The 21,861-nt window shown below is 66.7% G+C and carries 18 protein-coding genes; 12 read left to right on the forward strand and 6 right to left on the reverse strand.

Annotation, left to right across the window (positions count from 1 at the left end):
- Positions 1–69 precede the first annotated feature (69 nt).
- From KLP42_RS20630 to KLP42_RS20645, 4 genes are all read left to right on the forward strand, one after another.
- A complete protein-coding gene (locus KLP42_RS20630) occupies positions 70–1,314 on the forward strand; it encodes an ABC transporter substrate-binding protein (protein WP_215568872.1) in 1,245 nt (414 codons plus the stop codon).
- Positions 1,311–2,270, forward strand: coding sequence for a carbohydrate ABC transporter permease (locus tag KLP42_RS20635; protein WP_353844901.1), 960 nt, complete (start codon positions 1,311–1,313; stop codon positions 2,268–2,270). Before KLP42_RS20630 ends, KLP42_RS20635 begins: the two co-directional genes overlap by 4 nt.
- Positions 2,267–3,109, forward strand: coding sequence for a carbohydrate ABC transporter permease (locus tag KLP42_RS20640; RefSeq protein ID WP_215568874.1), 843 nt, complete (start codon positions 2,267–2,269; stop codon positions 3,107–3,109). The genes KLP42_RS20635 and KLP42_RS20640 overlap by 4 nt, the downstream gene beginning before the upstream one ends.
- A gap of 100 nt (positions 3,110–3,209) precedes the next feature.
- Positions 3,210–5,144 (forward strand): beta-galactosidase, encoded by a 1,935-nt coding sequence (locus KLP42_RS20645; protein WP_215568877.1) that lies wholly within the window; start codon positions 3,210–3,212, stop codon positions 5,142–5,144.
- A gap of 124 nt (positions 5,145–5,268) precedes the next feature.
- On the opposite strand, the gene KLP42_RS20650 is transcribed toward KLP42_RS20645, so the two are convergent.
- Entirely contained in the window at positions 5,269–6,468 is a 1,200-nt protein-coding gene (locus tag KLP42_RS20650) for an ROK family protein (protein ID WP_215568879.1), read from the reverse strand.
- A gap of 279 nt (positions 6,469–6,747) precedes the next feature.
- On the opposite strand from KLP42_RS20650, the gene KLP42_RS20655 reads away from it, so the two are divergent.
- Complete coding sequence (locus KLP42_RS20655; protein ID WP_215568881.1) at positions 6,748–7,884, forward strand: ABC transporter ATP-binding protein; 1,137 nt, start codon at positions 6,748–6,750, stop codon at positions 7,882–7,884.
- Positions 7,885–7,967: 83 nt separating this feature from the next.
- A complete protein-coding gene (nagB, locus tag KLP42_RS20660; RefSeq protein ID WP_215568883.1) occupies positions 7,968–8,699 on the forward strand; it encodes a glucosamine-6-phosphate deaminase in 732 nt (243 codons plus the stop codon).
- Positions 8,700–8,727: 28 nt separating this feature from the next.
- Here nagB and KLP42_RS20665 read toward each other — a convergent pair whose 3' ends face one another.
- Complete coding sequence (locus KLP42_RS20665) at positions 8,728–9,705, reverse strand: GlxA family transcriptional regulator (protein WP_215568885.1); 978 nt, start codon at positions 9,703–9,705, stop codon at positions 8,728–8,730.
- A 131-nt stretch (positions 9,706–9,836) separates the two neighbouring features.
- Between KLP42_RS20665 and KLP42_RS20670 the strand changes: the two genes are divergently transcribed.
- The 3 genes from KLP42_RS20670 (at position 9,837) to KLP42_RS20680 (ending at position 12,046) form a co-directional block, all read left to right on the forward strand.
- Positions 9,837–10,664 carry an alpha/beta fold hydrolase gene (locus KLP42_RS20670; protein ID WP_215568886.1) on the forward strand — a complete coding sequence of 276 codons (828 nt, stop codon included), beginning with the start codon at positions 9,837–9,839 and terminating at the stop codon, positions 10,662–10,664.
- Positions 10,665–10,728: 64 nt separating this feature from the next.
- Complete coding sequence (locus KLP42_RS20675) at positions 10,729–11,523, forward strand: SDR family NAD(P)-dependent oxidoreductase (protein WP_215568888.1); 795 nt, start codon at positions 10,729–10,731, stop codon at positions 11,521–11,523.
- 10 nt (positions 11,524–11,533) lie between these two features.
- Positions 11,534–12,046 carry a hypothetical protein gene (locus KLP42_RS20680; RefSeq protein ID WP_215568890.1) on the forward strand — a complete coding sequence of 171 codons (513 nt, stop codon included), beginning with the start codon at positions 11,534–11,536 and terminating at the stop codon, positions 12,044–12,046.
- Positions 12,047–12,124: 78 nt separating this feature from the next.
- Here the strand turns inward: KLP42_RS20680 and KLP42_RS20685 are convergent, their stop codons facing one another.
- From KLP42_RS20685 to KLP42_RS20700, 4 genes are all read right to left on the reverse strand, one after another.
- Positions 12,125–13,879, reverse strand: coding sequence for an amylo-alpha-1,6-glucosidase (locus KLP42_RS20685; RefSeq protein ID WP_215568892.1), 1,755 nt, complete (start codon positions 13,877–13,879; stop codon positions 12,125–12,127).
- Between the two features lie 10 nt (positions 13,880–13,889).
- Positions 13,890–14,921 (reverse strand): ROK family protein, encoded by a 1,032-nt coding sequence (locus tag KLP42_RS20690; RefSeq protein ID WP_353844902.1) that lies wholly within the window; start codon positions 14,919–14,921, stop codon positions 13,890–13,892.
- A 74-nt stretch (positions 14,922–14,995) separates the two neighbouring features.
- The gene (locus tag KLP42_RS20695; protein ID WP_215568896.1) at positions 14,996–15,958 is read right to left on the reverse strand and encodes a DMT family transporter; all 963 of its coding nucleotides are present in this window, start codon (positions 15,956–15,958) and stop codon (positions 14,996–14,998) included.
- A 101-nt stretch (positions 15,959–16,059) separates the two neighbouring features.
- A complete protein-coding gene (locus KLP42_RS20700; protein WP_215568898.1) occupies positions 16,060–16,530 on the reverse strand; it encodes an RrF2 family transcriptional regulator in 471 nt (156 codons plus the stop codon).
- 133 nt (positions 16,531–16,663) lie between these two features.
- Here KLP42_RS20700 and cydD point away from each other — a divergent pair, with 133 nt between their 5' ends.
- The 3 genes from cydD to KLP42_RS20715 all read left to right on the forward strand — a co-directional run bounded on the left by cydD (position 16,664) and on the right by KLP42_RS20715 (position 21,860).
- Positions 16,664–18,454 carry a thiol reductant ABC exporter subunit CydD gene (gene cydD / locus KLP42_RS20705; RefSeq protein ID WP_215568907.1) on the forward strand — a complete coding sequence of 597 codons (1,791 nt, stop codon included), beginning with the start codon at positions 16,664–16,666 and terminating at the stop codon, positions 18,452–18,454.
- The gene (locus KLP42_RS20710; RefSeq protein ID WP_215568909.1) at positions 18,451–20,127 is read left to right on the forward strand and encodes an amino acid ABC transporter ATP-binding/permease protein; all 1,677 of its coding nucleotides are present in this window, start codon (positions 18,451–18,453) and stop codon (positions 20,125–20,127) included. Before cydD ends, KLP42_RS20710 begins: the two co-directional genes overlap by 4 nt.
- Positions 20,128–20,249: 122 nt before the next feature.
- Positions 20,250–21,860: a cytochrome ubiquinol oxidase subunit I gene (locus KLP42_RS20715; protein WP_215568911.1), complete on the forward strand. Its 1,611-nt coding sequence runs from the start codon at positions 20,250–20,252 to the stop codon at positions 21,858–21,860.
- Position 21,861 lies beyond the last annotated feature (1 nt).

Below are 21,861 nucleotides of genomic sequence, written 5' to 3' on the forward strand. Positions count from 1 at the left end.
ACGCCTGCACTCCTCCCAGGACAGGCCGCGAACGACAAGAAATGCCAACTCCAGAGAAGGAAGACCGAAATGAAAAGGTTTGTGTACGGCTCGCTCATCGCAGCCGGCCTGCTCGCCGGCGCGCCCGCGCATGCCGCCGAGCTGAAGATCATGTGGTATCTCGGCACGGATGCCGAGGAGCAGGCGATCAAGGATGTGCTCGCCGCCTATACCAAGCTGCACCCGGAAACGACCTTCAACCTGCAGATCGTTCCCTATGACGACATCGACAACCGCTTCGCCCAGCTTGCCGCCGCAGGCACGCTGCCGGATCTGTCGAAGACCTCCTCGATGCGCCCGTTCATCCGCCCGTACCTGACGGATTTCGCGCCGGTCTTCGGCAAGGACTACCTGAACGACTTCGTGCCCGGCTGGGCTGCCGGCGCCAAGCTCGGCGACCAGATCATCGCAGCGCCCCTGCAGGTGACGGCGACCGGCATGCTGATCAACAAGTCCGCCTTCGAAAAGGCCGGCATTGCCATTCCCGACATCAAGACTTCCTGGACCTGGGACGAGTTCCTGGCCAAGACCAAGGAAGTGGCGGAAAAGGCCGGCGTGCGCTATCCGCTTGTCTGGGACGTGTCCCAGAGCCGCTGGCTGACCATGGAATTCCAGTACGGCAACCACATCTACTCGGAAGAAGAGCCCTACAAGGTCGTCTTCGACCATGACAAGGCCACCGCCGTCCTCGACAAGTTCATCGGCATGACCAAGACGCACATGCCGCCGGGCCTGTGGTCCGGTTCCAGCTCCGACAATCCGAAGCAGCTGTTCACCAGCGGCCAGGCGGTTGCCTGGATGTCCGGCAACTGGCAGGCCGGCGGTCTTGCACAGAATGCGAGCTTCGACTGGCAGGCAGGCCCCACCCCCTATGGCACCGTCAAGTCCAGCATGGTCGGCGGCGATTACGTGATCGGCTTCAACACCAGCGAGCATGTCGATGAGGCCAATGCCTTCATCAAGTGGCTGACCACCGATCCGAAGGCGCAGGAGCTTTACACCAAGCCGCTGATGTACATTCCGGCCAACCTGAAGGTGCCGCCGATCGACTACGGCAACGCCAAGGCATCCGCCGCGCTGCAGGCCTTCAAGGAAGAGCTGGCCGCCAGCCCCAACTACGCCGCCACCGACCAGGCGAACCCGGCCATGCAGTATGTCTGGGGTCCGATGCGCCAGACGCTGTTCCAGGCCACCACCGGCCAGATCACCAGCAGCCAGGCGATCGACCAGATCATCAAGACGGCACAGGACTCCTTGACGGAAGCGGGACAGTGAGCAGCATCCAATCCACCATCGAGGCGACGCCGGGAGCAATCCCGGCGTCCACCGGCAAGGCTGCCGGCAACACGCCCTGGACGAAGCGGCTGTTTCCCTATCTGCTGCTGACGCCGACGGTCGGCCTGCTGGCGATCTTCACGCTCTATCCGCTGGTCCAGGGCCTGTGGATGTCCTTCTTCAAGCGCGGCATCGTCGTCGTGGAGCGGGCGCCGGCCACCTGGCCGAAATTCGTCGGCATCGACAACTATATCCGCCTGTTCAACGATCCCGAATTCTTCAACACGCTGGCAAAGACCGTCGGCTTCGTGGTGATCGCGGTTCCGGCCGTCACCGCCGTGTCGCTCGGGCTTGCCATCCTTCTGAAGAACCGCTTCTTCGGCGTCGGCGCCGTGCGCGCCATCGTCTTCTTCCCCTCGATGATCAGCCTGCTGATTACCGGCGTGGTGTGGAAATGGCTGTTCGGCCTCAATTCCGGCCTGATGAACTATCTGCTCTCGCTGATCGACGTGGCACCGGTTCCGTGGCTCGACAACGGCACCATGGCGCAGATCGCCGTCGTCATCGTCTGGGTCTGGGCCAGCGCCGGCTTCTACATGATGATCTTCATTGCCGGTCTGACCACCATTTCCGAGGATCTCTACGAGGCTGCCCGCGTCGATGCCGCCAGCACCTGGCGCATCTTCACCCGCATCACGCTGCCGCTTCTGAAGCCCAGCATCTCGCTGGTCGTCATCCTCTCCTCCGTCGAGGCCTTCAAGGTCTATGAACTCGTCGTGTCGCTGACCGGCGGCGGCCCAGGCCGCTCCACGGTCTACCTGATCCAGACGATCTACGAGACCGCCTTCACCAAGGCGAACCAGGCCGGTGTCGCCGCCGCGCAATCGGCCGTCCTGTTCCTGATCCTGCTGGTGCTGACCGCCATCCAGCTTCGCATCAGCAAGGAGAAAGCATGACCACCGCCCTCCTCTCCAGCCGCGCCGCCCGCGACTGGGCCTTTCGCGGCCCGCTGATCGCGCTGGTGCTCATCCTCTTCCTGCTGCCGCCGCTCTGGCTGCTGGCGAGCGCCCTGAAGGCCCCGAACGACATCTTCGCCTGGCCGCCGACGCTTCTGCCGTCACCGGCCACGCTCGTGAACTTCGCCACCGCCTTCGATCAGTCCGGCTTCGGCCTGTTCTTCCAGAACTCGCTGTTCGTCTCCACCATCTCGGCGACGATCTCGGTGCTGATCAGCCTGATGGCGGGCTATGCGCTGGCAAAGTTCCGCTTCAAGGGCGAGACCTTCTTCTTCATGCTGATCATGTCGGCGCTGATGATCCCGCTGCAGATCATCCTGATCCCGATCTTCATCGTGCTGAAGGACCTCGGCCTGCTCAACTCGCTGTGGGGCGTGATCCTCGCGCCGGCGGCCACCCCGTCCGGCGTGTTCATCATGCGCCAGTATATCCGCAGCATTCCCGACAGCCTGCTGGAGGCCGCCCGCATCGACGGCACGCCGGAATGGCGCATCCTGTTCCGCATCATCCTGCCGCTGTCGATCCCGGCCATTGCCGCGCTGGCCGCATTCAACTTCGTGTGGCGCTGGAACGACTATCTCTGGCCGTACCTGATCATCACCGACCAGTCGAAATGGACGGTACAGCTGGCGCTCGCCAACAATGTCGGCCAGTGGGACATCAACTGGCCGCGACTGCTTGCCATGTCGGTGCTGTCGGTCATTCCGACGCTGGTGCTGTTCGTGAGCCTGCAACGCTATTTCATGAACGGCCTGCTTTCGGGCGCGACCAAGGAATAGCGCTGACGAACATCTGCCAGCGGGCGGCGCCGGATCCCAACCATCCGGCGCCGCTCCCTTTCTCTTTCCGGCCCTTTCCTGCCCCAGATGGATGTGTGACATGCTTGGCGTCTGCTATTACCCCGAACACTGGCCGGAAGAGATCTGGGCCGAAGACGCCGCCCGCATGGCCGGGACCGGCATAGACGTGGTGCGGATTGCCGAATTCGCCTGGGCGCGGCTGGAACAGGCGCCGGGCGTGTTCGACTGGGCCTGGCTCGACCGCGCCATCGAGACCCTTGCCGCGCAGGGCCTGAAGCTGGTGCTGGGCACCCCGACCGCCGCGCCGCCCCGCTGGCTGGTGGATCTCCATTCCGAAATCCTGCCGGTCGATCGCAACGGGCTGCCGCGCCTGTTCGGTTCGCGCCGCCACTATACGCCGGCAAGCCCGGCCTTCATCGAAGCGACACGCCGGATCGTCACCGCCATGGTGGAACGCTACGGCAACCATCCCTCCGTCATCGGCTGGCAGGTGGACAACGAATTCGGCTGCGATGACACGATCTTTTCCTGGGGGTCGCTCGACCGTGCGCATTTCCAGAACTGGCTGAAGGCACGCTACAAGACCGTGGACGCCCTCAATGCGGCCTGGGGCAATGATTTCTGGTCGATGGCCGTCAGCGATTTTTCCGAGGTGGAACTGCCCGCCCGCCAGGTCTGCGACATCAACCCGTCGGTGCAGCTCGACTTCATGCGCTGCCGCTCCGATCTCTTCGTGGACTATTTTTCCCTGCAGGCAGAGATCATTCGCGCCCATGCGCCGGGCCGCTTCGTCACCCACAACTTCATGGGCTTCTCCCATACCTTCGACCATTTCGAGATGGGCCGGCAGATGGACGTGGCAAGCTGGGATTCCTATCCGCTCGGCCGGATCGAAAGCCTGCCGCTGACGGAAGACGAACGCAATCGCTGGGCACGCACCGGCCATCCGGATGTTTCGGCCCTGCAGCACGATCTCTACCGCGCCGTCGGCAATGGCCGCTTCTGGATCATGGAACAGCAGCCCGGCCCGGTGAACTGGGCGAACTGGAACGCCGTGCCCGAGCGCGGCATGGTGCGGCTTTGGACCTGGGAAGCGCTGGCGCATGGCGCCGAAGCCGTCGTCTATTTCCGCTGGCGGCAGTATCGCAAGGCGCAGGAGCAGATGCATGCCGGCCTGCTGCGCCCGGACCATGCGCCGTCGCCGGGCGGCATCGAAGCGAGCCACGTCGCCGCGGAACTCTCCCGTCTGGGCGATCTGCCGGCCACCACGCAGGCGCCCGTGGCGCTTGTCTTCGATTACAAGGCGGCCTGGGTCACGCAGTTCCAGCCGCAGGGCAAGGATTTCGATTACCGCATCCTGAAATTGCGCTGGTACGAGGCCTTCCGCCGGCTGGGGATCGATGTCGACGTGGTGGAGCCCGGCGCCCCGCTTGCCGGCTACAGGATCGTGCTGGTGCCGACGCTGCCGATCCTCTCCGAAGCGGCGCTGAAGGCCTTCGAGGAGACCGACGCGCTGATCCTGTTCGGGCCGCGCACCGGCTCGAAGGACGAGACTTTCGCCATTCCGGAAAGCCTGCCGCCCGGCCCGCTGCTGCAAAGGCTCCTGCCGCTGAAGGTGGCGGAGGTGGAGAGCGTGCGGCCCGGCCTTGCCGCCGCCATCTCCGGCACCGTGTCCGGCACCGTCACCCGCTGGCGGGAAGTGCTCGAAACCGATCTCGACGCGCTTGCCCGCTTCGCCGACGGTTCTCCCGCCCTCGTCGCTGCCGGCCGCCTCCACTATCTCGCCGGCTGGCCGGAGGCGGACCTGCTGGAATCCATCGCGCGCCATCTGCTGGAAAGCGCGGGCCTGACGGTTCTCGACCTGCCGGAGCACGTCCGCCTGCGCCGCCGCGGCCCCCTCACCTTCGCCTTCAACTACGGTCCCGACAGTTTTGCACTGCCGGTTGCCGCCGACCGGCTGTTGATCGGCGAGCCGGTGCTGAAGGCCCATGACGTGGCCTGCTGGCGGACGTGAGGATGAAGGCCAGCCTCCGCCTCTTCCGGAGAATGGGCGAAGGACGTTGGGATACCATCCGATTGCCATCGTGACTTGACGAGAGAAGGCAGGCGCCAGCACCTGATGGCGCGAATACCCTTGCTCAATCCCTGGCCTGCGGCAGGCGCATTTCGCTCGGCAGTTCCTGCGGTGAAAACAGCGCGTTGTGCAGCTGGTTGAGTGCGATTGCGATGGCGCCGATCAGGGTGGCGCGGGGGCCGAGCGCGCTCGGCTCCAGACCGATCGTGCGGCGGGTCAGCCTTGGCAGTTCGGTGCGGATCAGCGACAGAAGCAGCGGATGGCGGCCGACATTGCCGCCGAGCACGATCTTTTCCGGATCGATCATCGCATCGACCGAGACGATGAGAAGGGCGGCCAGCCGCGCCGTCTCCCGGATGACCGACAGCGCCGGCTCCTCGCCGGCTTCGGCTGCCTCCAGAATCTGCCGGGTATCGGCCTCTCCGCCGCCGGCGGCGCGGTAGCGGGCGACGATGCCCTGCGCGCCGATGGCGCTTTCCAGCGCGCCGCGCTCCAGACTGTCCTCGCGATAGGGATCGGCGCCGAAGGGCAGGTAGGAGATTTCGCCGGCCGCCCCGCGCGCGCCCTTCACCAGCTTGCCATTGACCAGCATGCCAAGACCGATGCCGGTGCCGAGCGCGATGAAGGCGGCGGTTTCGAGCCCGGCGGCGCAGCCCTTCCAGGATTCGCCAAGCACTGCGGCATTCACGTCGTTTTCGATCACCACTTCGCAGCCCAGCGCCTCGCCGAGCCTTCGCACCACATCGAGGCTGCCCGTCTCGGCCATGTTGGGCGCAAGCGCCAGATGCCCGGAGGCCGGATCGACCACGCCGGGTGTGGCCACCGCGCCGAGCAGCACCTTTTCGAAGGCGATGCCGGCCCGGTGCAGGGACTTTTCCACGAGATCATGCATGTGGCCGATCAGCGCCTCGCCGGCGCGCCCGCCCGTCGGATGTTCGCTTTCATGCACGATGCTGCCGGAAATCGACACGACGGCAATGCGGATCGTCGTTGCGCCGAGATCGACGCCGACCGCATAGCCGCTGTCTTCCGCCACCTCATAGGTGACGGCGCTGCGCCCCACCTTGCCGCTGACAATGCCGTTGACGCGCACCCAGCCGGATTCCTCCAGCGCGCGGATCACCTCCGACATGGTCTGCTTGGAAAGGCCGGTCTTCTTGGCCAGCGTCGCCCGCGAGGTCGGGCCTTCCTGCAGCAGCACGTCCATGGCGGCGCGGACGGAGATCTGGCGAAGAACGGGCGGCGGGCTCTGGCGTAGGGTCATCAATGCGCTCGAAGGGTGAATCGGTTGCAGGCTTCCACCCCGTCGTTCCTACACAAAGCCGCGCGCCCTGCATAGGGTTCGGGCAGGTGACGAACTATTGCGCTGCAACATCCGCCGGCGTAAAACGGCAGTACGCCAGCAGAGGCCTTCGCGGCGGCGGCGGAAATTATGTTCGGCACCTTGACGAACTATGGCAAAAGCCGCAAAGTGCCCGCGCTCCGCCCGCATGAGGAAAAGGTGCGGCGGTGCGCTGAGAAGGACAGGTACAAGGGGTTCGCAATGGCAGGTCTCACACTGAACGGCGTGGTGAAGCGCTACGGCACGCATCCGGTCATCCATGGCGTCGATCTTGCCGTGAAGGATGGCGAGTTCGTCGTGCTGGTCGGCCCGTCCGGCTGCGGCAAGTCCACCATGCTGCGCATCATTGCCGGCCTCGAGGAGACCACCGCCGGCAGCGTGATGATCGGCGAGGAGGATGTGACCGCCCTTCCCCCCGGCGATCGCGGCATTGCCATGGTCTTCCAGTCCTACGCGCTTTATCCGCACATGACGGTGCGGCAGAACCTGTCCTTCGGGCTTGAAAACCTGAAGATGGGCAAGGCGGAAATCGACCGCCGCATCACGGAAGCTGCCCGCATGCTGGCCATCGAGCCGCTGCTTGAGCGTCGCCCGAAGCAACTTTCCGGCGGCCAGCGCCAGCGTGTCGCCATCGGCCGCGCCATCGTGCGCGATCCCAGGGTCTTCCTGTTCGACGAGCCGCTGTCGAACCTCGATGCGGCGCTGCGCGTGCAGACCCGTGGCGAGATCAGCCGCCTGCACAAGCGCCTCGGCGCCACCATGATCTATGTGACGCATGACCAGATCGAGGCCATGACCATGGCCGACCGCATCGCGGTGCTGAATGCCGGCGTGCTGGAACAGTTCGGCGCGCCGCTCGATCTCTTCGAATTCCCCGTCAACAAGTTCGTCGCCGGCTTCATCGGCTCGCCGCAGATGAATTTCTACGACGGCACGCTCGCCGCCGTCGGCGCAGAACAGGTCTGCGTCGAGGTACCGGGCTTCGGCCGCGTGGAGGCTCCCGTGGATGGCTCGGCCGCCAAGATCGGCGACAAGGTGATCCTCGGCGTGCGCCCCAACCACTTCCACATGCTGAAGGGCCAGCCGGGCAGTTATCATCGCGTCCGCTTCCAGGTCACCTATACCGAAAGCGTCGGCACCGAGACCTACATGTTCGGCAAGGTGGAGGGCAACGAGACCGACACCGTGCTGCACCTGCCGGATCACGTGCCGGCCGCCGAAGGCGACGTGCTGGACTTCGGCATCCAGCCGGACCGTTTCCATGTCTTCGATGCGAAGACGGAAAATTCCTTCCCCAAGCGCCGTGCCGATGGCAGCCGCATCGCCAACGCTGCCTGATCTGCCGGCCTCACCGGCCTGCCCGCGCCGGATCGGCAGCGGGCGGGCAGTCGCGCCCCACGTCCCTGTTCCGGAAATCCGCCATGACGCCCCTGATCCTTGCCAATGCGAAGGAGGCGGCCGATGCCGTCGCCGAGCGCATCATCACGCTTCTGCAGGAAAAGCCCGCGGCCGTGCTGGGCCTTGCCACCGGCGCCACCATGGAGCCGGTCTACCAGGCGCTGATTGCCGCGCACCGCGCCGGCCGCGTCAGCTTTGCCCGCGCCGCGAGCTTCAATCTCGATGAATATGCGGGGCTTTCCCCCGATCATCCCGGCAGCTACCGCTCCACCATGAACCGGCTGCTGTTCGACCATGTCGATATCGACATCTCCCGCACCCACGTGCCGGACGGCATGGCGAGCGATCCCGGCAAGGCGGCCGCAGATTACGAGCGGCAGATTGCGGATGCCGGCGGCATCGACCTGCAACTGCTCGGCATCGGCCGCAACGGCCATATCGGCTTCAACGAGCCGGGATCGCGCCTCGACAGCCGCACCCGCCAGGTGCAGCTGCATGCCGAAACGCTGGCCGCCAACAGAACCTTCTTTGCCGATGCCCGCGTGCCGGAAACGGCCATCACCATGGGGATCGCCACCATCCTGTCGGCCCGTTCCATCGTGGTTCTTGCCACCGGCGCGGCCAAGCAGGCGGCCGTCGCAGAGGCGCTTGCCGGCCGCTTCGATCCCGCCTGCCCGGCCTCCGCGCTATCGATCCATGGCGACGTGACCTGGATCCTCGACCCCGCCGCCGCACCGGGCGCGAGAGCCGCCTGAGGCGGACGAGGCACCGTCGCCCCGCCCGTCAGGCCGCCGCGAACGCGGCGAATTTCTGGCGGTATTCCCCGGGCGACAGACCGAGAATGCGGTTGAAGACGCGGCGGAACGAGGCTGCGTCCTCATAGCCCACCTCCCAGGCGATCTGGTCCACCGAACGGCGGGTGAATTCCAGCAGTTCGCGGGCCTTGCCGATGCGCAGATGCTGGACATATTCGATCGGCTTCATGCCGGTTGCCGCCTTGAACCGGCGCAGGAAGGTGCGCTCCTCCAGCCGCGCCTGGCTTGCAATCTCGCGAATGCTGATGGCGCGCACGGCGCGTTCCTGCAGCCAGTGCTGCACCTTCAGGATCGCTTCGTCGCCATGGGTCAGCCGCGGCACGAAGGAAGCGTAATGGCGCTGCTCGCGTCCCGTCGGGTCGATCAGCAGGAATTTTCCGGTTTCCAGCATCACGGACGGGCCGAGCAGGCGGTCCACGATGCGCATGCCGAGATCGGTCCAGGCCATCAGCCCGCCGGCCGTCACGATGTCGCCATCGTCGATCACCATGCGGTCGGGCTCCATCTGCACCTCGGGAAACCGGCAGCGGAAATCCTCGGCAAACTGCCAGTGCGTGGTGGCCGCGCGCCCGGCCAGCAGGCCCGTCGCCGCCAGGATGAAGGTGCCCCCGCAGGTGGCGGCAAGCGTCACGCCCTGCCCGTGACGATCGAGCAGCCAACGGGCATAGGGTGCCGCCTCCTCAAGGCCCGCAGGTCCCGTCAGACGCCCCGGCACGATCAGCATGCGGGGCTGGCCGGGCCGTCCGGGATCGGTGTCGTAGACGCGGGAAAAACTGCCATCCTCGTTCAGGCACCAGTGGCTGACGCGCAGCGACGGTCCGCCATGCTGCCGCGAAAAATAGGTGGCCACGGCGAAGAGATCGGTAATCCCGTGCACCATGGCCGTCTGGCAGTCCCGGTAGAGGACGAGGCCGACCTCCGGTGCCTCTGCTGTCCCTTCAGCCATTTCCGCGCCTCCAACACTTTGTCAGTTTAGGTCCGGCTTCTGTCCGAAATGCCCATCCGCCCCCGGCACACGCAAGAGTATCTCTATTCCCACGGGACGCAAGCAAGCGTCCGGAAAGAGGAGAGAGAGAAATGGCAAGCATCGTGACGCAGGATGCGACGCAGATCTACTACAAGGACTGGGGGCCGAAGGACGGCCAGCCGATCATCTTCTCGCATGGCTGGCCGTTGAGCGCCGATGCCTGGGATGCGCAGCTGGTCTATTTCGCCGATCGGGGTTTCCGCACCATCGCCCACGACCGCCGCAGCCACGGCCGTTCCGATCAGGTGTGGCAGAACAATACCATGGACCGGTATGCCGACGACCTGGCGGACCTGATCGCCAAGCTCGATCTGCGCAACATCGTCCTGGTCGGCCATTCCACGGGCGGCGGCGAGGTCACCCGCTATGTCGGCCGCCACGGCACGGAGCGTGTCGCGAGAATCGCTCTGATCGGCGCGGTTCCGCCGCTGATGCTGAAGACCGAGACCAATCCCGGCGGCCTGCCGATCGATGCCTTCGACGCCATCCGCAAGGGCACCTATGACAACCGCAGCCAGTTCTTCAAGGACCTGACCATTCCCTTCTACGGCTACAACCGGCCGGGCGCTGCGATCTCCGAAGGCCTTCGCGAGGAATTCTGGCGGCAGGGCATGATGGGCGGGCTGAAGGGCCAGCTCGACAGCATCCGCGCCTTTTCGGAAAGCGATTTCCATCAGGATCTGCAGGCCTTCGACAAGCCCACCCTCGTGCTGCACGGCGATGACGACCAGATCGTGCCGATCGGCGCCGCCGCACTCTCCACCGTCCGGATTGTCAGACATGCGGTCCTCAAGATCTACGAGGGTGCCGACCACGGCCTCACGCAGACGCAGCAGGATCGCTTCAACGCCGATCTTCTGGATTTCATCCTCGCCTGAACCTTCATCGAACACGGGTGCCGTCGCCACCGCGCGCGGCCCTTTCCCATCGGGAGTTGGACACATGAACACGCATCTCTTTCTGATCACCGGCGCTTCCGATGGGATCGGCGCCGTCTATGCGGAGCGGCTGGCCCGTCGCGGCCACGATCTGATCCTCGTTGCAAGGCGGGCCGACCGGCTGGCGGCCTTGGCGAAGCGCCTGCAGCAGGATCACGGCGTTTCGGTCGAAATCATCGCCGCCGATCTTTCCCGCGCCGAGGATCTGGCCAGGATCGAAACGCGGCTGCGCGAGGATGCGCGCATCACCGGCCTCGTCAACAATGCCGGCATTGCCGGCGACGGCCCGATCGTGACCCTCGACGCGCATCACGCGACGGGCATGATCAACCTCAACGTGCTTGCCGTCACCCGGCTTTCGGCGGCGATTGCGCCGCGGCTTGCCGCACAGGGCCGGGGTACGATCATCAACCTCTCGTCGGTCACCGCCCTGATGCCGGAGGTCTTCACCGCCGTCTATCCCGCCACCAAGGCCTTCGTGCTGGCCTTTACGGAGGCGCTTGCCGCGCAGCTGGCACCTGCCGGCGTCCGCGTTCAGGCCGTCCTGCCGGGTATTACGCGCACCGCGATCTGGGACGAGGAAAAGCTGGAAACGATACCCTCGGCCATGGTGATGGATGTCGGCGAGATGGTCGATGCGGCGCTGGCCGGGCTCGATCTCGGCGAGATCCTGACCATTCCGTCCCTGCCCGACACCGGCGATCTGGATGCCTATCTCTCCGCCCGCGCCGCCCTGCGGCCGAACCTGTCGCTCGCCCATGCCGCCGCCCGCTACGACGGGCTGGCAAAAACGCATTGAGGAGGCTGCCATGATCATTGGATTGACCATTTCGCAGTTCACGGCGCTGCATGTCGTGATCAGCTTCATCGGCATCATCAGCGGCCTGATCGCCCTGCCGGCCTATGCCGCCGGGCGCTGGATGCCCGGCATGACCGCGCTCTTCATGGCCACCACCGCCGCCACGACGCTGACCGGCTTCCTGTTTCCGATCACCGTGCTGACTCCGGCGCTGGTCTTCGGCATCCTCTCCACGCTGGTGCTGGCGGTGGCATTCGCCGCCCTCTACGGATTTGGGCTCAAGGGGCGCGCGCGCCCGATCTATGCGGTGGCGGCGACGGTCGCGCTCTATCTGAACCTGTTCGTCCTGGTCGTGCAGGCCTTCCTGAAGGTGGACAGCCTGAACGCCCTGGCTCCCAATGGCAACGAACCGCCCTTCCTCGTGGCGCAGGGCATCCTCCTGATCGCCATGGTGTTTCTCGGCTGGAAGGCCGTCCGGGCCTGTCCGGGCATGCCAGCACCGACCGTCAACCGGGCACTGTAGGCAGCCGTTGTGCGCGGTCATGAAAAAGGCGCCGCTCCATCGAGAACGGCGCCTTTGCCTTCATGAGGGGCAGGACATTCAGTCGGCCACACGCCCCGCCGCGATCGCCGCCTCGATGGTGGCGCGATGTTCGAGGATGGCGGCCGCGTGCATGCCGGTCCAGCCCTGCAGCAGCGAGCCGCGCGCAAAGGGCGGCGAGAAGTATTCGACCGAGCCGATCCAGCCGTTTTCGAGGCTCGTTCTCCACCAGCGGGTCAGCGGATAATCCCAGCCGTCGAGGCCGAATTTCAGGCGCTGTTCCGCGTAGAGGCCGGAGAGATAGGGCCAGTCCGCGCCGTTGTGATAGCGATAGGCGAAGGCGGATTTGGCGCGGGTATCGGCCGGGCGCCTGAAGGGCGGCCAGGCGCACATCACGCCCCAGTCGCCATAGGGCTGGCGATCATTGTTGCGGGTTTCGAGCAGCCGCTCGGCATGGCCGAGCACGGTGCGGGCGCGCTCGGAGGACACTGCATCGAAGCGCAGCAGCGTCAGGCTGTCGAGCGTCAGATGGTCCTCGACGAACTCGCCCTTCAGCCCGTAATCCTGATACCAGCCGTCTGGTGTCAGCATTGCTTCATCGAGATTGGCGCGCGCCTTTTCGGCAAGCGCCCTGGCTTCCCCGGCAAGGGCGGCATCCAGCGCAGCGCCCTGCGTGGCGATCACGTCGAGTGCGCCGATCCAGAGCCCCACGTCATAGGCGACATAGCCGTGGCGATAGACATTGTCGGCCCAGTCGCGATCGTGGCGCGGCTTGACGGCGAGCCCGGTGCTGTAGAGGTCGAAGCCCTGATAGCGGCGGAAGATCGCTTCCACCGTCTTCCAGTGGTCGGACAGCGCCGTCACATCGCCGGTGACGCGGACATAGTCGCCGATGGTCAGGATGAAGAACAGCGGGCTGTCGAAGTGGTCGCTCCACCAGTCGGTGGAGCGCAGGTGCTCCATCTTGTATTCGGCAGAATTGACGCGGAACCTTTCCCATTCCTCGCCCTGCTTCGGCCCGGTGAGGATGACGCCGCTCGGCGCCTCGCCATCCGGCTGGATGCCGGTCGCCAGCAGATCGATCTGGTCGCGCACCACCTGCGGCTCCAGGAAGAGCAGCGCCTGCAGCGTCCAGTAGCCGTCACGGTAATAGGTGCGGGTCGGGGCCGAATAGGCCTGACCGGCCGCAAGCCCCAGGAAGCGGCCATCCTCGGCGCGGCGGATCGAAGACAGCGAGGCGTGCGCGCTCTGCACGGCCATGGAGCGCATCAGCGGTCCGGCCGAGGGCAGGATATCGCAGCGCGCCACATGCGCCGCGCATTCGGCGATGATCTCCGCGGCGGAAAGCGCAAGGCCGCGCTCGGCCTCTGCACGGCTGGCACCGGCTGCAATCACGATGTCGCCATCGGCACGCGTTTCCACGATGGTGACGCCCCAGGGCGTGGTGGCCATGCGGCGCGCCCCTTCGCGGCGCACCTTTTCCGGCGTGGTCAGCCTACCCCACCAGGCGCAGCGACGGGCGGGACGCACCGCCTTCAGCCGCGCGCCGCGCAAAAGAAGCACCGGCGCCGTCTGCGCCACATGCACGGCGCATGCCCCGGCCACCAGCCGGTTCGGCGCATGCACGAAGGGACCGTCCCAGGCCTCGACGAAGATGTTGGCCATCTGGCCGCAGCCCCAGAGCGACAGCTTCAGCCGCCCCTCATCGGGATAGAAATCGCCCTGCAGGCGCGGCGCCATGAAGGCCATCTGCACCGGATGGGCGGTCTCGACCAGCCCGTCGGGCCGCGCAAAGGCAAGAGTGGTCTCGGTCATCGGGGTCTCCTCAGAGAGCAAGGGCGGCAGGGGCGGAGCGGCTGGCGGCGAGATGCGCGGCCAGCATGACGGCGCCGATGAGGCCGGCGCGAGCGCCGAAGCGGCTCGGTTCGACGGGGCAGTCAAAGGGCAGAAGCGGGACGAGATGATGGCGCAACCGCGCGAGAAACATCGCCTGCGAACCGATGCCGCCGCCGACCACGATACGGGCGGGATCGATCAGCGCCTGCACGGCGGCAAGGCCGAGCGAGGCATCGCGCGCCAGCGTGTCGATGGCCGCGACCGCCGGCGCATCGCCGGCGGCGGCGCGGCCAAACAGATCGGCCACGCTGTCGCTGCCGAGATCGAAGCGCTGGCGGATGCCGGCCGTGCCGACCAGATCCTCGAACAGTCCGTTTTCGGAGGCCTGTGCTGCCGCATGCGGCTGAGGCCCGACCGGCAGATAGGCAATCTCGCCGGCCCGGCCGAAGGCGCCGCGCACCAGCGCGCCGTTGATGACCAGTCCCATGCCGACACCGGTGCCGAACGAGACGAACACCAGCGAACCGGCCGCGTCGAGAAGGCCGGAAGCCTCGCCATAGGCGGCAAGGTTCACGTCGTTTTCCACCGCCACCGGACAGGGCAGCCGCGCGCCGACCAGGTCTGCAAGCGGCCGGTCGGCCGGCAGCGCCAGATTCGGCGAGAGCGAGGCAAGCCCGGTCTGCGGCGAGACCGCGCTCGGCACGCCGATCACCAGCTGGGCGATCTCTTCGGCGGCAAGGCCCGCCTCGCCCGCCAGGGCCCGCGCCATCTCGGCAATCTGGTCAAGCACCGGCGCATCCGGCCCGTGGCGGGTCGGCGCCTCGCGCGACAAGAGAAGCGTGCCATCGGCATCGGCAAGGCCGGCCAGAAGCTTGGTGCCGCCGAGATCCACGCCGATCACCGGCGCACGGCCTGCCACGAGCCTGACCTCTCCCGGCGCACCCGCCTGCCTTTCGCCCGGCGACCGCACGGTCCCGGCAGCGGTCGAGACGACGGGCGCGGTCGCAATATCCACTGACACGAATGGCATTCCTTCTATTTGTTCGGCACGTTGACGAATTTATTAAGCGGTGCCGCCGCCGGGTGTCAAGCTGGTCATTGGTCGGAGCGGGAGGCCTCGTCGCGGGCGCGCCGGGCAATCACCCGCTCCCGATGCCAGATGTAGAGGCCGGAGCCGATCAGGATCAGCGCGCCGGCAAAGGTCCAGAGCGTCGGAATGTCGCCGAAGAAGACGAAACCGAGGATGAGGACCGCGAGGAACTGGAAATATTGCAGCGGCGCCAGAAAGCTTGCCGGGGCAAAACGATGCGCCTGGATGTAGAAATAATGGCTGATGGCGCCGAAGAAGCCGGCGCAAAACAGCGCGATCCAGGTCTGCGGGTGGCTCGGCCAGACGAAGACGAAGGGCATTACCGGCGTCAGGATCGCGGCCGGCAACGCTGCCATGATCAGCAGCATGCTGCCCGGCGATTCGGTGCCGGCAAGCCGGCGCGTCATGATCGAATAGCTGGCGCCGATGATGACCGACAGCAGGATGATGCCGAAGGCCGGCTCGAAACTGCCGGGCGCCGGCCGCGTGATGACCAGCACGCCGATGAAGCTGAGGCCGATCGCCGTCCAGCGATAGCGCCCCACCTTTTCGCCCAGCCAGAAGATCGACAGAAGGGTGATGAAGGCGGGACCGGTGAACTGGATCGAAAGGGTCTGGGCGATCTGCAGCTGGCTGAGCGCCAGGAAGTTTAGGCCGGTGCAGACGATCTGGATCAGCGCCCGCAGGGTCTGCAGGCGCGGCTGCCCGGTGCGCCAGGCCTCCGGCGCCCGCCAGGGATTGAGCACGAGGGCCACCAGCACGAAATGAATGGCGAAGCGGAACCACACCGCCTCGATGGCCGGCAGCTCACGGCTGGCGATCTTGGCCGAACTGTCAAGGCAGGCAAACAGCGAAACCGCCACAAGCATCATCACTGCCGCCCGGCCCTTGTTGATGCCCTGCCCCTCTCCGGAGGCAAGCGGCACCGGCTTTGCGGCAGAGGGGGAAGAGGCGGTGAGGGCGGCCATGGCAGAAACCTTGATTGACGATACGCACCTCCCGACCGCTTCCATAGCACGGATTTTTATTTAGTCACCCAGCCGAACCAATTAAGCCGGCGCTTTGCGCCTCAAATTTCGAGAGACGGATTGCAGGCCACAGGCTGTGGGTGCAGGGAGAGCAGGGTTTCCAACCCGCAATTGGCCAGGACGAGGTCTTCGAGGGTAACACGGTCCATCTCCCGGTAGAAGGCATTGACGGCGCCGACGAGGAAGCCGCGCAGGCGGCAGTGCGGCGCAAGCGGGCAGGTATTGCTGTCGGGATCGAAGCATTCGGCAAGCGGCACGCCGTTTTCGAACAGGCGCAGCACGCGGCCGATCAGGATCTCGCGGCTTGGCCGGGCAAGGCGCAGGCCGCCGCTTCGGCCGCGCAGCGTCTCGATCAGCCCATGCGCCTGCAGCACGCTGACCACATGCAGGAGGTGGTTCAGCGAGGCATTGCACTTTTGCGCAATGTCGGCGGTACGCACGGTCATGTCCTCGTTGACCGCGCAGACCATCAGAATGCGCATGGCAAGATTGGTGCGGATCGTCAGGCGCATCGGCTCTCCACGAAGGGTTGTGTCCCTCCCTCTATGAACCGTGCAATCTCACGCGTATGTGATCTGGATCAGTTTGCCTCGGGATTTTACGGTTTAAGTCGCATGCCGCATGCGAGTTTTTGAGGATCGAATCGTGACGACGGAAACGGCAGACAGGGCAACCGGAGATACGGCTGCCGCAGACGGGCGCATCGCAGACGGGCGCATCGCAGACGGGCGCACCGCCCCAAGGCCCATCGCCGCAAAGCCCACCCCAAAACCCGCCGCGGAACGGGGCGCAGCGCGGGCAAGGCTTGCACGCCTGATGCAGACCGGGCGGGCGGATGTGGAGCGGGCGCGCCTCACCTGCGGCGCGCTGTCGGTGCTCGCAGCGCTTGTCTGGCCGCTGCAGGCAGCTCTCGTCGCCCATGCACTGGCAGCCCTTCTCACCGGAAGGCCCGTCTCCGCCGCCGGCATCGCGGCGGGCTTTGCCGGGCTCGGCCTTGCGCGCGCCCTGCTGTCGCGCGCAGCCGAAGCGGCCGGCCAGAAGGCCGCCGATGCGGTGATGCGGCAGCTGCGCGAAGAGATCGTGGCCCGGGAGGCGGCCCGCGCCGCAGACAGCCCCTTCGGCGGCGCCGGTGCCATTGCCGCGCTGGCTGCCGAAAAGATCGACCTCGTCGGCCCCTATATCACCCGCTATCTGCCGGCGCAGATGCGGGTCGGCGTGCTGCCGCCGGTCATTCTGGCGCTGGCCTTCTGGCAATCCTGGGCGGTCGGCCTCGTGCTTCTGGTCAGCGGCCCGCTGATTCCGCTGTTCATGGCCCTCGTCGGCATGGCGGCAAAGGAGGCGAGCGCACGGCAGATGGCCGAGATCGGCGGCATCAACGACGTGCTGGTGGAGCGGCTCTCCGGGCTTGTCGATATCCGCCTGCTCGGCGCCGGGGGCCGCGTGCATGCCCGCTTTGCCGCGCGCGCCGCCGAACTGCGCCGCCGCACCATGGCGGTGCTGGCGATCGCCTTCCTCTCCTCCACCGTGCTCGAACTGTTTGCCGCCATCGGCGTGGCCATGGTCGCCGTCTATGTCGGCTTCTCGCTGCTCGGAACCCTCCATTTCGGCAGCTGGGGCACGCCGCTCTCCCCTCAGGCGGGCATTTTCCTGCTGCTGCTGGCGCCGGATTTCTACCAGCCGCTGCGCGATCTCGCCGCCGCCTGGCACGACAAGGCCTCGGCGAGTGCCGTGGCGGACGAACTCGCCGGTTGGGAGGCGAGCGAAACGCCGGTGCTTGCCGGCCGCGGCGGACGGGCGCAACCGCTGCCGGGCCCGGCCGGCGTCAGCCTCACCGGCTGTCTCGCCCCGAACGGCCGCCCCCTGCCCGACATCCATGTGGCGCCCGGCGAAAGCGTGGCGCTTGTCGGGCCGAGCGGGGCGGGCAAGACCTCGGCGCTCCGGCTGATGGCCGGGCTGTCGCTGCCGGCGACCGGTCGGGTCGAGGTCGCAGGGGTGACACTCGACGATGACAATGCGGACCGCTGGCGCGCAAGGCTCGGCTGGATGCCGCAGGCGCCGCATTTTCTCAACACCAGCCTGCGCCGCAACATCACGCTGGGGCGTCCAGGCAGCCCGGACGAGGCGCTGAAATCCGCCGGCGTCGAAGCGGTTGCCGCGGCCCTGCCCCGCGGCCTTGCCAGCCGTCTCGGCGAAACGGGCGCCGGACTTTCCGGCGGCGAGGCGCGACGGCTCACCCTGGCGCGCGCCATCCATGGCCGGCCGGACATCATCCTTGCCGACGAACCGACCGCCGATCTCGATGCCGAAACGGCAGGCATCGTCACGGAAGGGTTGCTGGCGCAGGCGGCGCGCGGCGCCACCCTCGTCATTGCCACCCATGATGCGGCGCTGACCGCGCGCATGGACCGGATCATCCGCATCGGAGGCGAGGCATGAGCGCCCTTCTTCACATCTTCCGCCTGATCGTTGCCGACCAGAAGGCGGCGCTGGCGCGCGGCGCCCTGCTCGGCATCCTGGTTCTGGCCATGGGGGCAGCACTTCTCGGCCTGTCCGGCTGGTTCATCACGGCGGCGGCCGCCGCCGGCCTTGCCGGTCTCGGAACCGTCTTCGATGTCTTCCGCCCCTCCGCCATGGTGCGGATGCTGGCGCTGGGGCGGGCGGCGGCGCGCTATGGCGAGCGGCTGCTGACCCATGAGGCGACGCTTCGGGCGCTGGAAAGCCTGCGGCTCAGGCTGCTGTCCGGCTATCTCGCCGCCAGCTACCAGCGGATGCTTGCCGTGCGCGGGCCGCAGGCGCTGAACCGGCTGATGGCCGATATCGACGCGCTGGATGGCGTGCCGCTGCGCCTTGTGCTGCCGGTCGCCTCGGCCCTTGCGGTGCAGGCGCTGGCCGGCCTCCTCCTCTGGTGGCTGGTGACGCCGGGGATTGCGCTGTGGATCACGCTTGGCTGGCTTTGCGGCGCCGCACTGGTTCTGGTGCCGGTTCTGATGCGCGCCGCTCCGCAGGCGCGCCGGCGCGAGGCCGCCGCACAGGCCTTCCGCGCCCGTTTCATCGACCTGATCCGCGCCCGCCGCGACCTTGCCATTCATGGCGAACTGCAGGCGCAGGCGGCACGCATTGCCGCGGCGGACGACCGGCGCTTTGCCGTCGATCTCGACCGCATCGAGCGCGGCGCCGGCTTTTCCCTGTCGCTGGTCGGCACGCTGGTCGCGGCCGGCACGCTCTATGCCGGCATCAGCGCCGTTCAGGCCGGCCGGCTGGAGCCGGCCTTCGCGGCGCTCGCCTTCCTTGCCGCCGTCGCGCTGGGCGAAACGGTGGCGCCGCTGCGCCGCGCCGCCGCCGATCTCGGCCGCATGGCCGAGGCGGCCCGCCGCGTCCGGCGCGATCTGGCCGCAGCCCCGCAGGCCGGGCCCGATCCCGCGCCCCTCCCCGCCCCGGCGATCCGCCCCGACGTGCCGGACGATGCGACGACGGCCAGGCTCACGGTCGAAGGCCTGTCGCTTGCCCGGCCGGGCCGCAGCGAGCCGCTGATCGAGAGCCTGACGCTTTCTGTCGCACCCGGCGAGACGGTGGCGCTGACGGGACCGAGCGGCTGCGGCAAATCGACCGTGCTTCTGGCGGCGAGCGGCCTGCTGCCGGCAAAGGCGGGCGAGATCCGCCTCCTCGGGCACGAGCTTGCGCTGTGGCCGGAGCCGGAGCTTCGCCGCACGCTTGCCCTTCTGCCGCAGCGCAGCGCCCTGATGGCCGGAACGCTGGCCGAAGCGCTTCGCCTGGCCGCGCCGGACGTGGATGAGGCGCGCCTGTGGCAGGTGCTGGAAGCCGTTGAGTTACAGGCACTTGTGCGGGAACGTGGCGGGCTTTCGGCACGGCTTGGGCCACGCGGCGAGGGCTTTTCCGGCGGTGAGGGCCGGCGGCTGGCGCTGGCGCGCGTGCTGCTGCGGCAGCCGAAAATGCTTCTGCTGGACGAGCCGACGGAGGGGCTGGACCAGCCCACGGCCGAGGCGGTTCTTGCCGGCATCCGCGCCGTCCTGCCGCAGGCCGCCATCCTGATGGCCTCGCACCGGGCGGCCGAACGCGCCTTTGCCGACCGTCTCGTCGCGCTGCCTTAACTCGTATCCCCGATACGACTTATTGATCCTGATCAAGGTTCGCGGGAACCCGCGGCCCTACACCGATAGCCAGACTTGACCTGTACGGCCGGCACCGAACCGCCGTCTCTGGAGTAAGCGCTATGGATATCGGAATCGTCGAGCTGTCGCGGCTGCAATTTGCCATGACGGCCATGTATCATTTTCTCTTCGTGCCTCTGACCCTTGGCCTGTCCATCCTCGTCGCCATCATGGAGACGGTCTATGTGATGACCAACCGCCCCATCTGGCGGCAGATGACCAAGTTCTGGGGCACGCTGTTCGGCATCAACTTCGTGCTGGGTGTCGCCACCGGCATCACCATGGAGTTTCAGTTCGGCATGAACTGGAGCTATTACAGCCATTATGTCGGCGACATCTTCGGGGCGCCGCTGGCAATCGAGGGCCTGATGGCCTTCTTCCTCGAAGCCACCTTCGTCGGCCTGTTCTTCTTCGGCTGGGACAAGCTCAGCCGCGTGCAGCATCTCACCGTCGCATGGCTGGTGGCGCTCGGCTCCAACCTCTCGGCGCTGTGGATCCTGATTGCCAATGGCTGGATGCAGAACCCGGTCGGGGCGCAGTTCAATCCCATGACCATGCGCATGGAGATGACCGACTTCTACGAGGTGCTGTTCAACGAGGTGGCGCAGGCGAAATTCGTGCACACCGTCAGCGCCGGCTATGTCACCGCCTCGGTCTTCGTGATCGGCGTCTCGGCCTGGTATCTCCTGAAGGGCCGGCATGTGGCACTCGCCCGCCGCTCCATCACGGTCGGCGCCGCCTTCGGCCTTGCCTCGGCCTTCTCGGTCGTGCTGCTCGGTGACGAATCCGGCTATTCGGCCACGCACAGCCAGAAGATGAAGCTCGCCGCCATCGAGGCCATGTGGAACACGGAAGAGGCTCCGGCCCCCTTCACCGCCTTCGGCTTTCCCGATCAGGAGGCTCGCGAGACGCATTACGCCGTCCACATTCCCTATCTGATGGGCCTGATCGGCACCCGCTCGCTGACCACCGACATTCCCGGCATCAACCAGCTGGTGAACCAGGCGGAGGGACGCATCCGCTCCGGCCTCATCGCCTACGAGGCGCTGATGACGGTACGCGAACAGCGTGACGCCACGCCGCCGGAGGTGATGAAGACCTTCGAGGCCCATTCGCGCGATCTCGGCTTCGCCTTCCTGCTGAAGAAGTACATCGACAACCCGCTGCAGGCCTCGCAGGAGCAGATCCGCATGGCCGCCAATGACACCGTGCCGGAAGTCTGGCCGCTGTTCTGGGCCTTCCGCATCATGGCGGCACTTGGCTTCGGCTTCATCGCCACCATGGCCTATTTCTTCTACCGCGCCTCCTTCCGCGGCATGCGCTATCCGCGCTGGGCGCTGTGGGTGGCCGTGGTGATGATCCCGGCCCCGTGGATTGCCGCCGAAATGGGCTGGTTCGTCGCCGAATTCGGCCGGCAGCCCTGGACGGTGGACGGCATCCTGCCCACCGCCATGTCGGCGAGCGCGCTGTCGGTGACCGAACTGGCGCTGACGCTGTTCGGCTTCGTCGCCTTCTACACGGTGCTCTTCATCATCGAGATGGGCCTGATGCTGAAATACATCCGCAAGGGCCCCTACATGGACGTGGCCGAGACCGATGAATGGGTCCGCGCCCGCCAGGAGGTTCTGGCGCCCACCGCCCGTCCCGTCCCCACTGCCATTCCCGCGGAGTAAG

Origin of the sequence: Rhizobium sp. CSW-27, assembly GCF_018760785.1 — a bacterium.
GTDB lineage: Bacteria > Pseudomonadota > Alphaproteobacteria > Rhizobiales > Rhizobiaceae > Neorhizobium.

What these genes read in the sequence shown, in the direction of transcription:
- KLP42_RS20630 (WP_215568872.1), top strand. Translation starts at nt 70, where the DNA reads ATGAAAAGGTTTGTGTACGGCTCGCTCATCGCAGCCGGCCTGCTCGCC.
- KLP42_RS20640 (WP_215568874.1), top strand. Translation starts at nt 2,267, where the DNA reads ATGACCACCGCCCTCCTCTCCAGCCGCGCCGCCCGCGACTGGGCCTTT.
- KLP42_RS20645 (WP_215568877.1), top strand. Translation starts at nt 3,210, where the DNA reads ATGCTTGGCGTCTGCTATTACCCCGAACACTGGCCGGAAGAGATCTGG.
- KLP42_RS20650 (WP_215568879.1), bottom strand. Translation starts at nt 6,468, where the DNA reads ATGACCCTACGCCAGAGCCCGCCGCCCGTTCTTCGCCAGATCTCCGTC.
- KLP42_RS20655 (WP_215568881.1), top strand. Translation starts at nt 6,748, where the DNA reads ATGGCAGGTCTCACACTGAACGGCGTGGTGAAGCGCTACGGCACGCAT.
- nagB (WP_215568883.1), top strand. Translation starts at nt 7,968, where the DNA reads ATGACGCCCCTGATCCTTGCCAATGCGAAGGAGGCGGCCGATGCCGTC.
- KLP42_RS20665 (WP_215568885.1), bottom strand. Translation starts at nt 9,705, where the DNA reads ATGGCTGAAGGGACAGCAGAGGCACCGGAGGTCGGCCTCGTCCTCTAC.
- KLP42_RS20670 (WP_215568886.1), top strand. Translation starts at nt 9,837, where the DNA reads ATGGCAAGCATCGTGACGCAGGATGCGACGCAGATCTACTACAAGGAC.
- KLP42_RS20675 (WP_215568888.1), top strand. Translation starts at nt 10,729, where the DNA reads ATGAACACGCATCTCTTTCTGATCACCGGCGCTTCCGATGGGATCGGC.
- KLP42_RS20680 (WP_215568890.1), top strand. Translation starts at nt 11,534, where the DNA reads ATGATCATTGGATTGACCATTTCGCAGTTCACGGCGCTGCATGTCGTG.
- KLP42_RS20685 (WP_215568892.1), bottom strand. Translation starts at nt 13,879, where the DNA reads ATGACCGAGACCACTCTTGCCTTTGCGCGGCCCGACGGGCTGGTCGAG.
- KLP42_RS20695 (WP_215568896.1), bottom strand. Translation starts at nt 15,958, where the DNA reads ATGGCCGCCCTCACCGCCTCTTCCCCCTCTGCCGCAAAGCCGGTGCCG.
- KLP42_RS20700 (WP_215568898.1), bottom strand. Translation starts at nt 16,530, where the DNA reads ATGCGCCTGACGATCCGCACCAATCTTGCCATGCGCATTCTGATGGTC.
- KLP42_RS20710 (WP_215568909.1), top strand. Translation starts at nt 18,451, where the DNA reads ATGAGCGCCCTTCTTCACATCTTCCGCCTGATCGTTGCCGACCAGAAG.
- KLP42_RS20715 (WP_215568911.1), top strand. Translation starts at nt 20,250, where the DNA reads ATGGATATCGGAATCGTCGAGCTGTCGCGGCTGCAATTTGCCATGACG.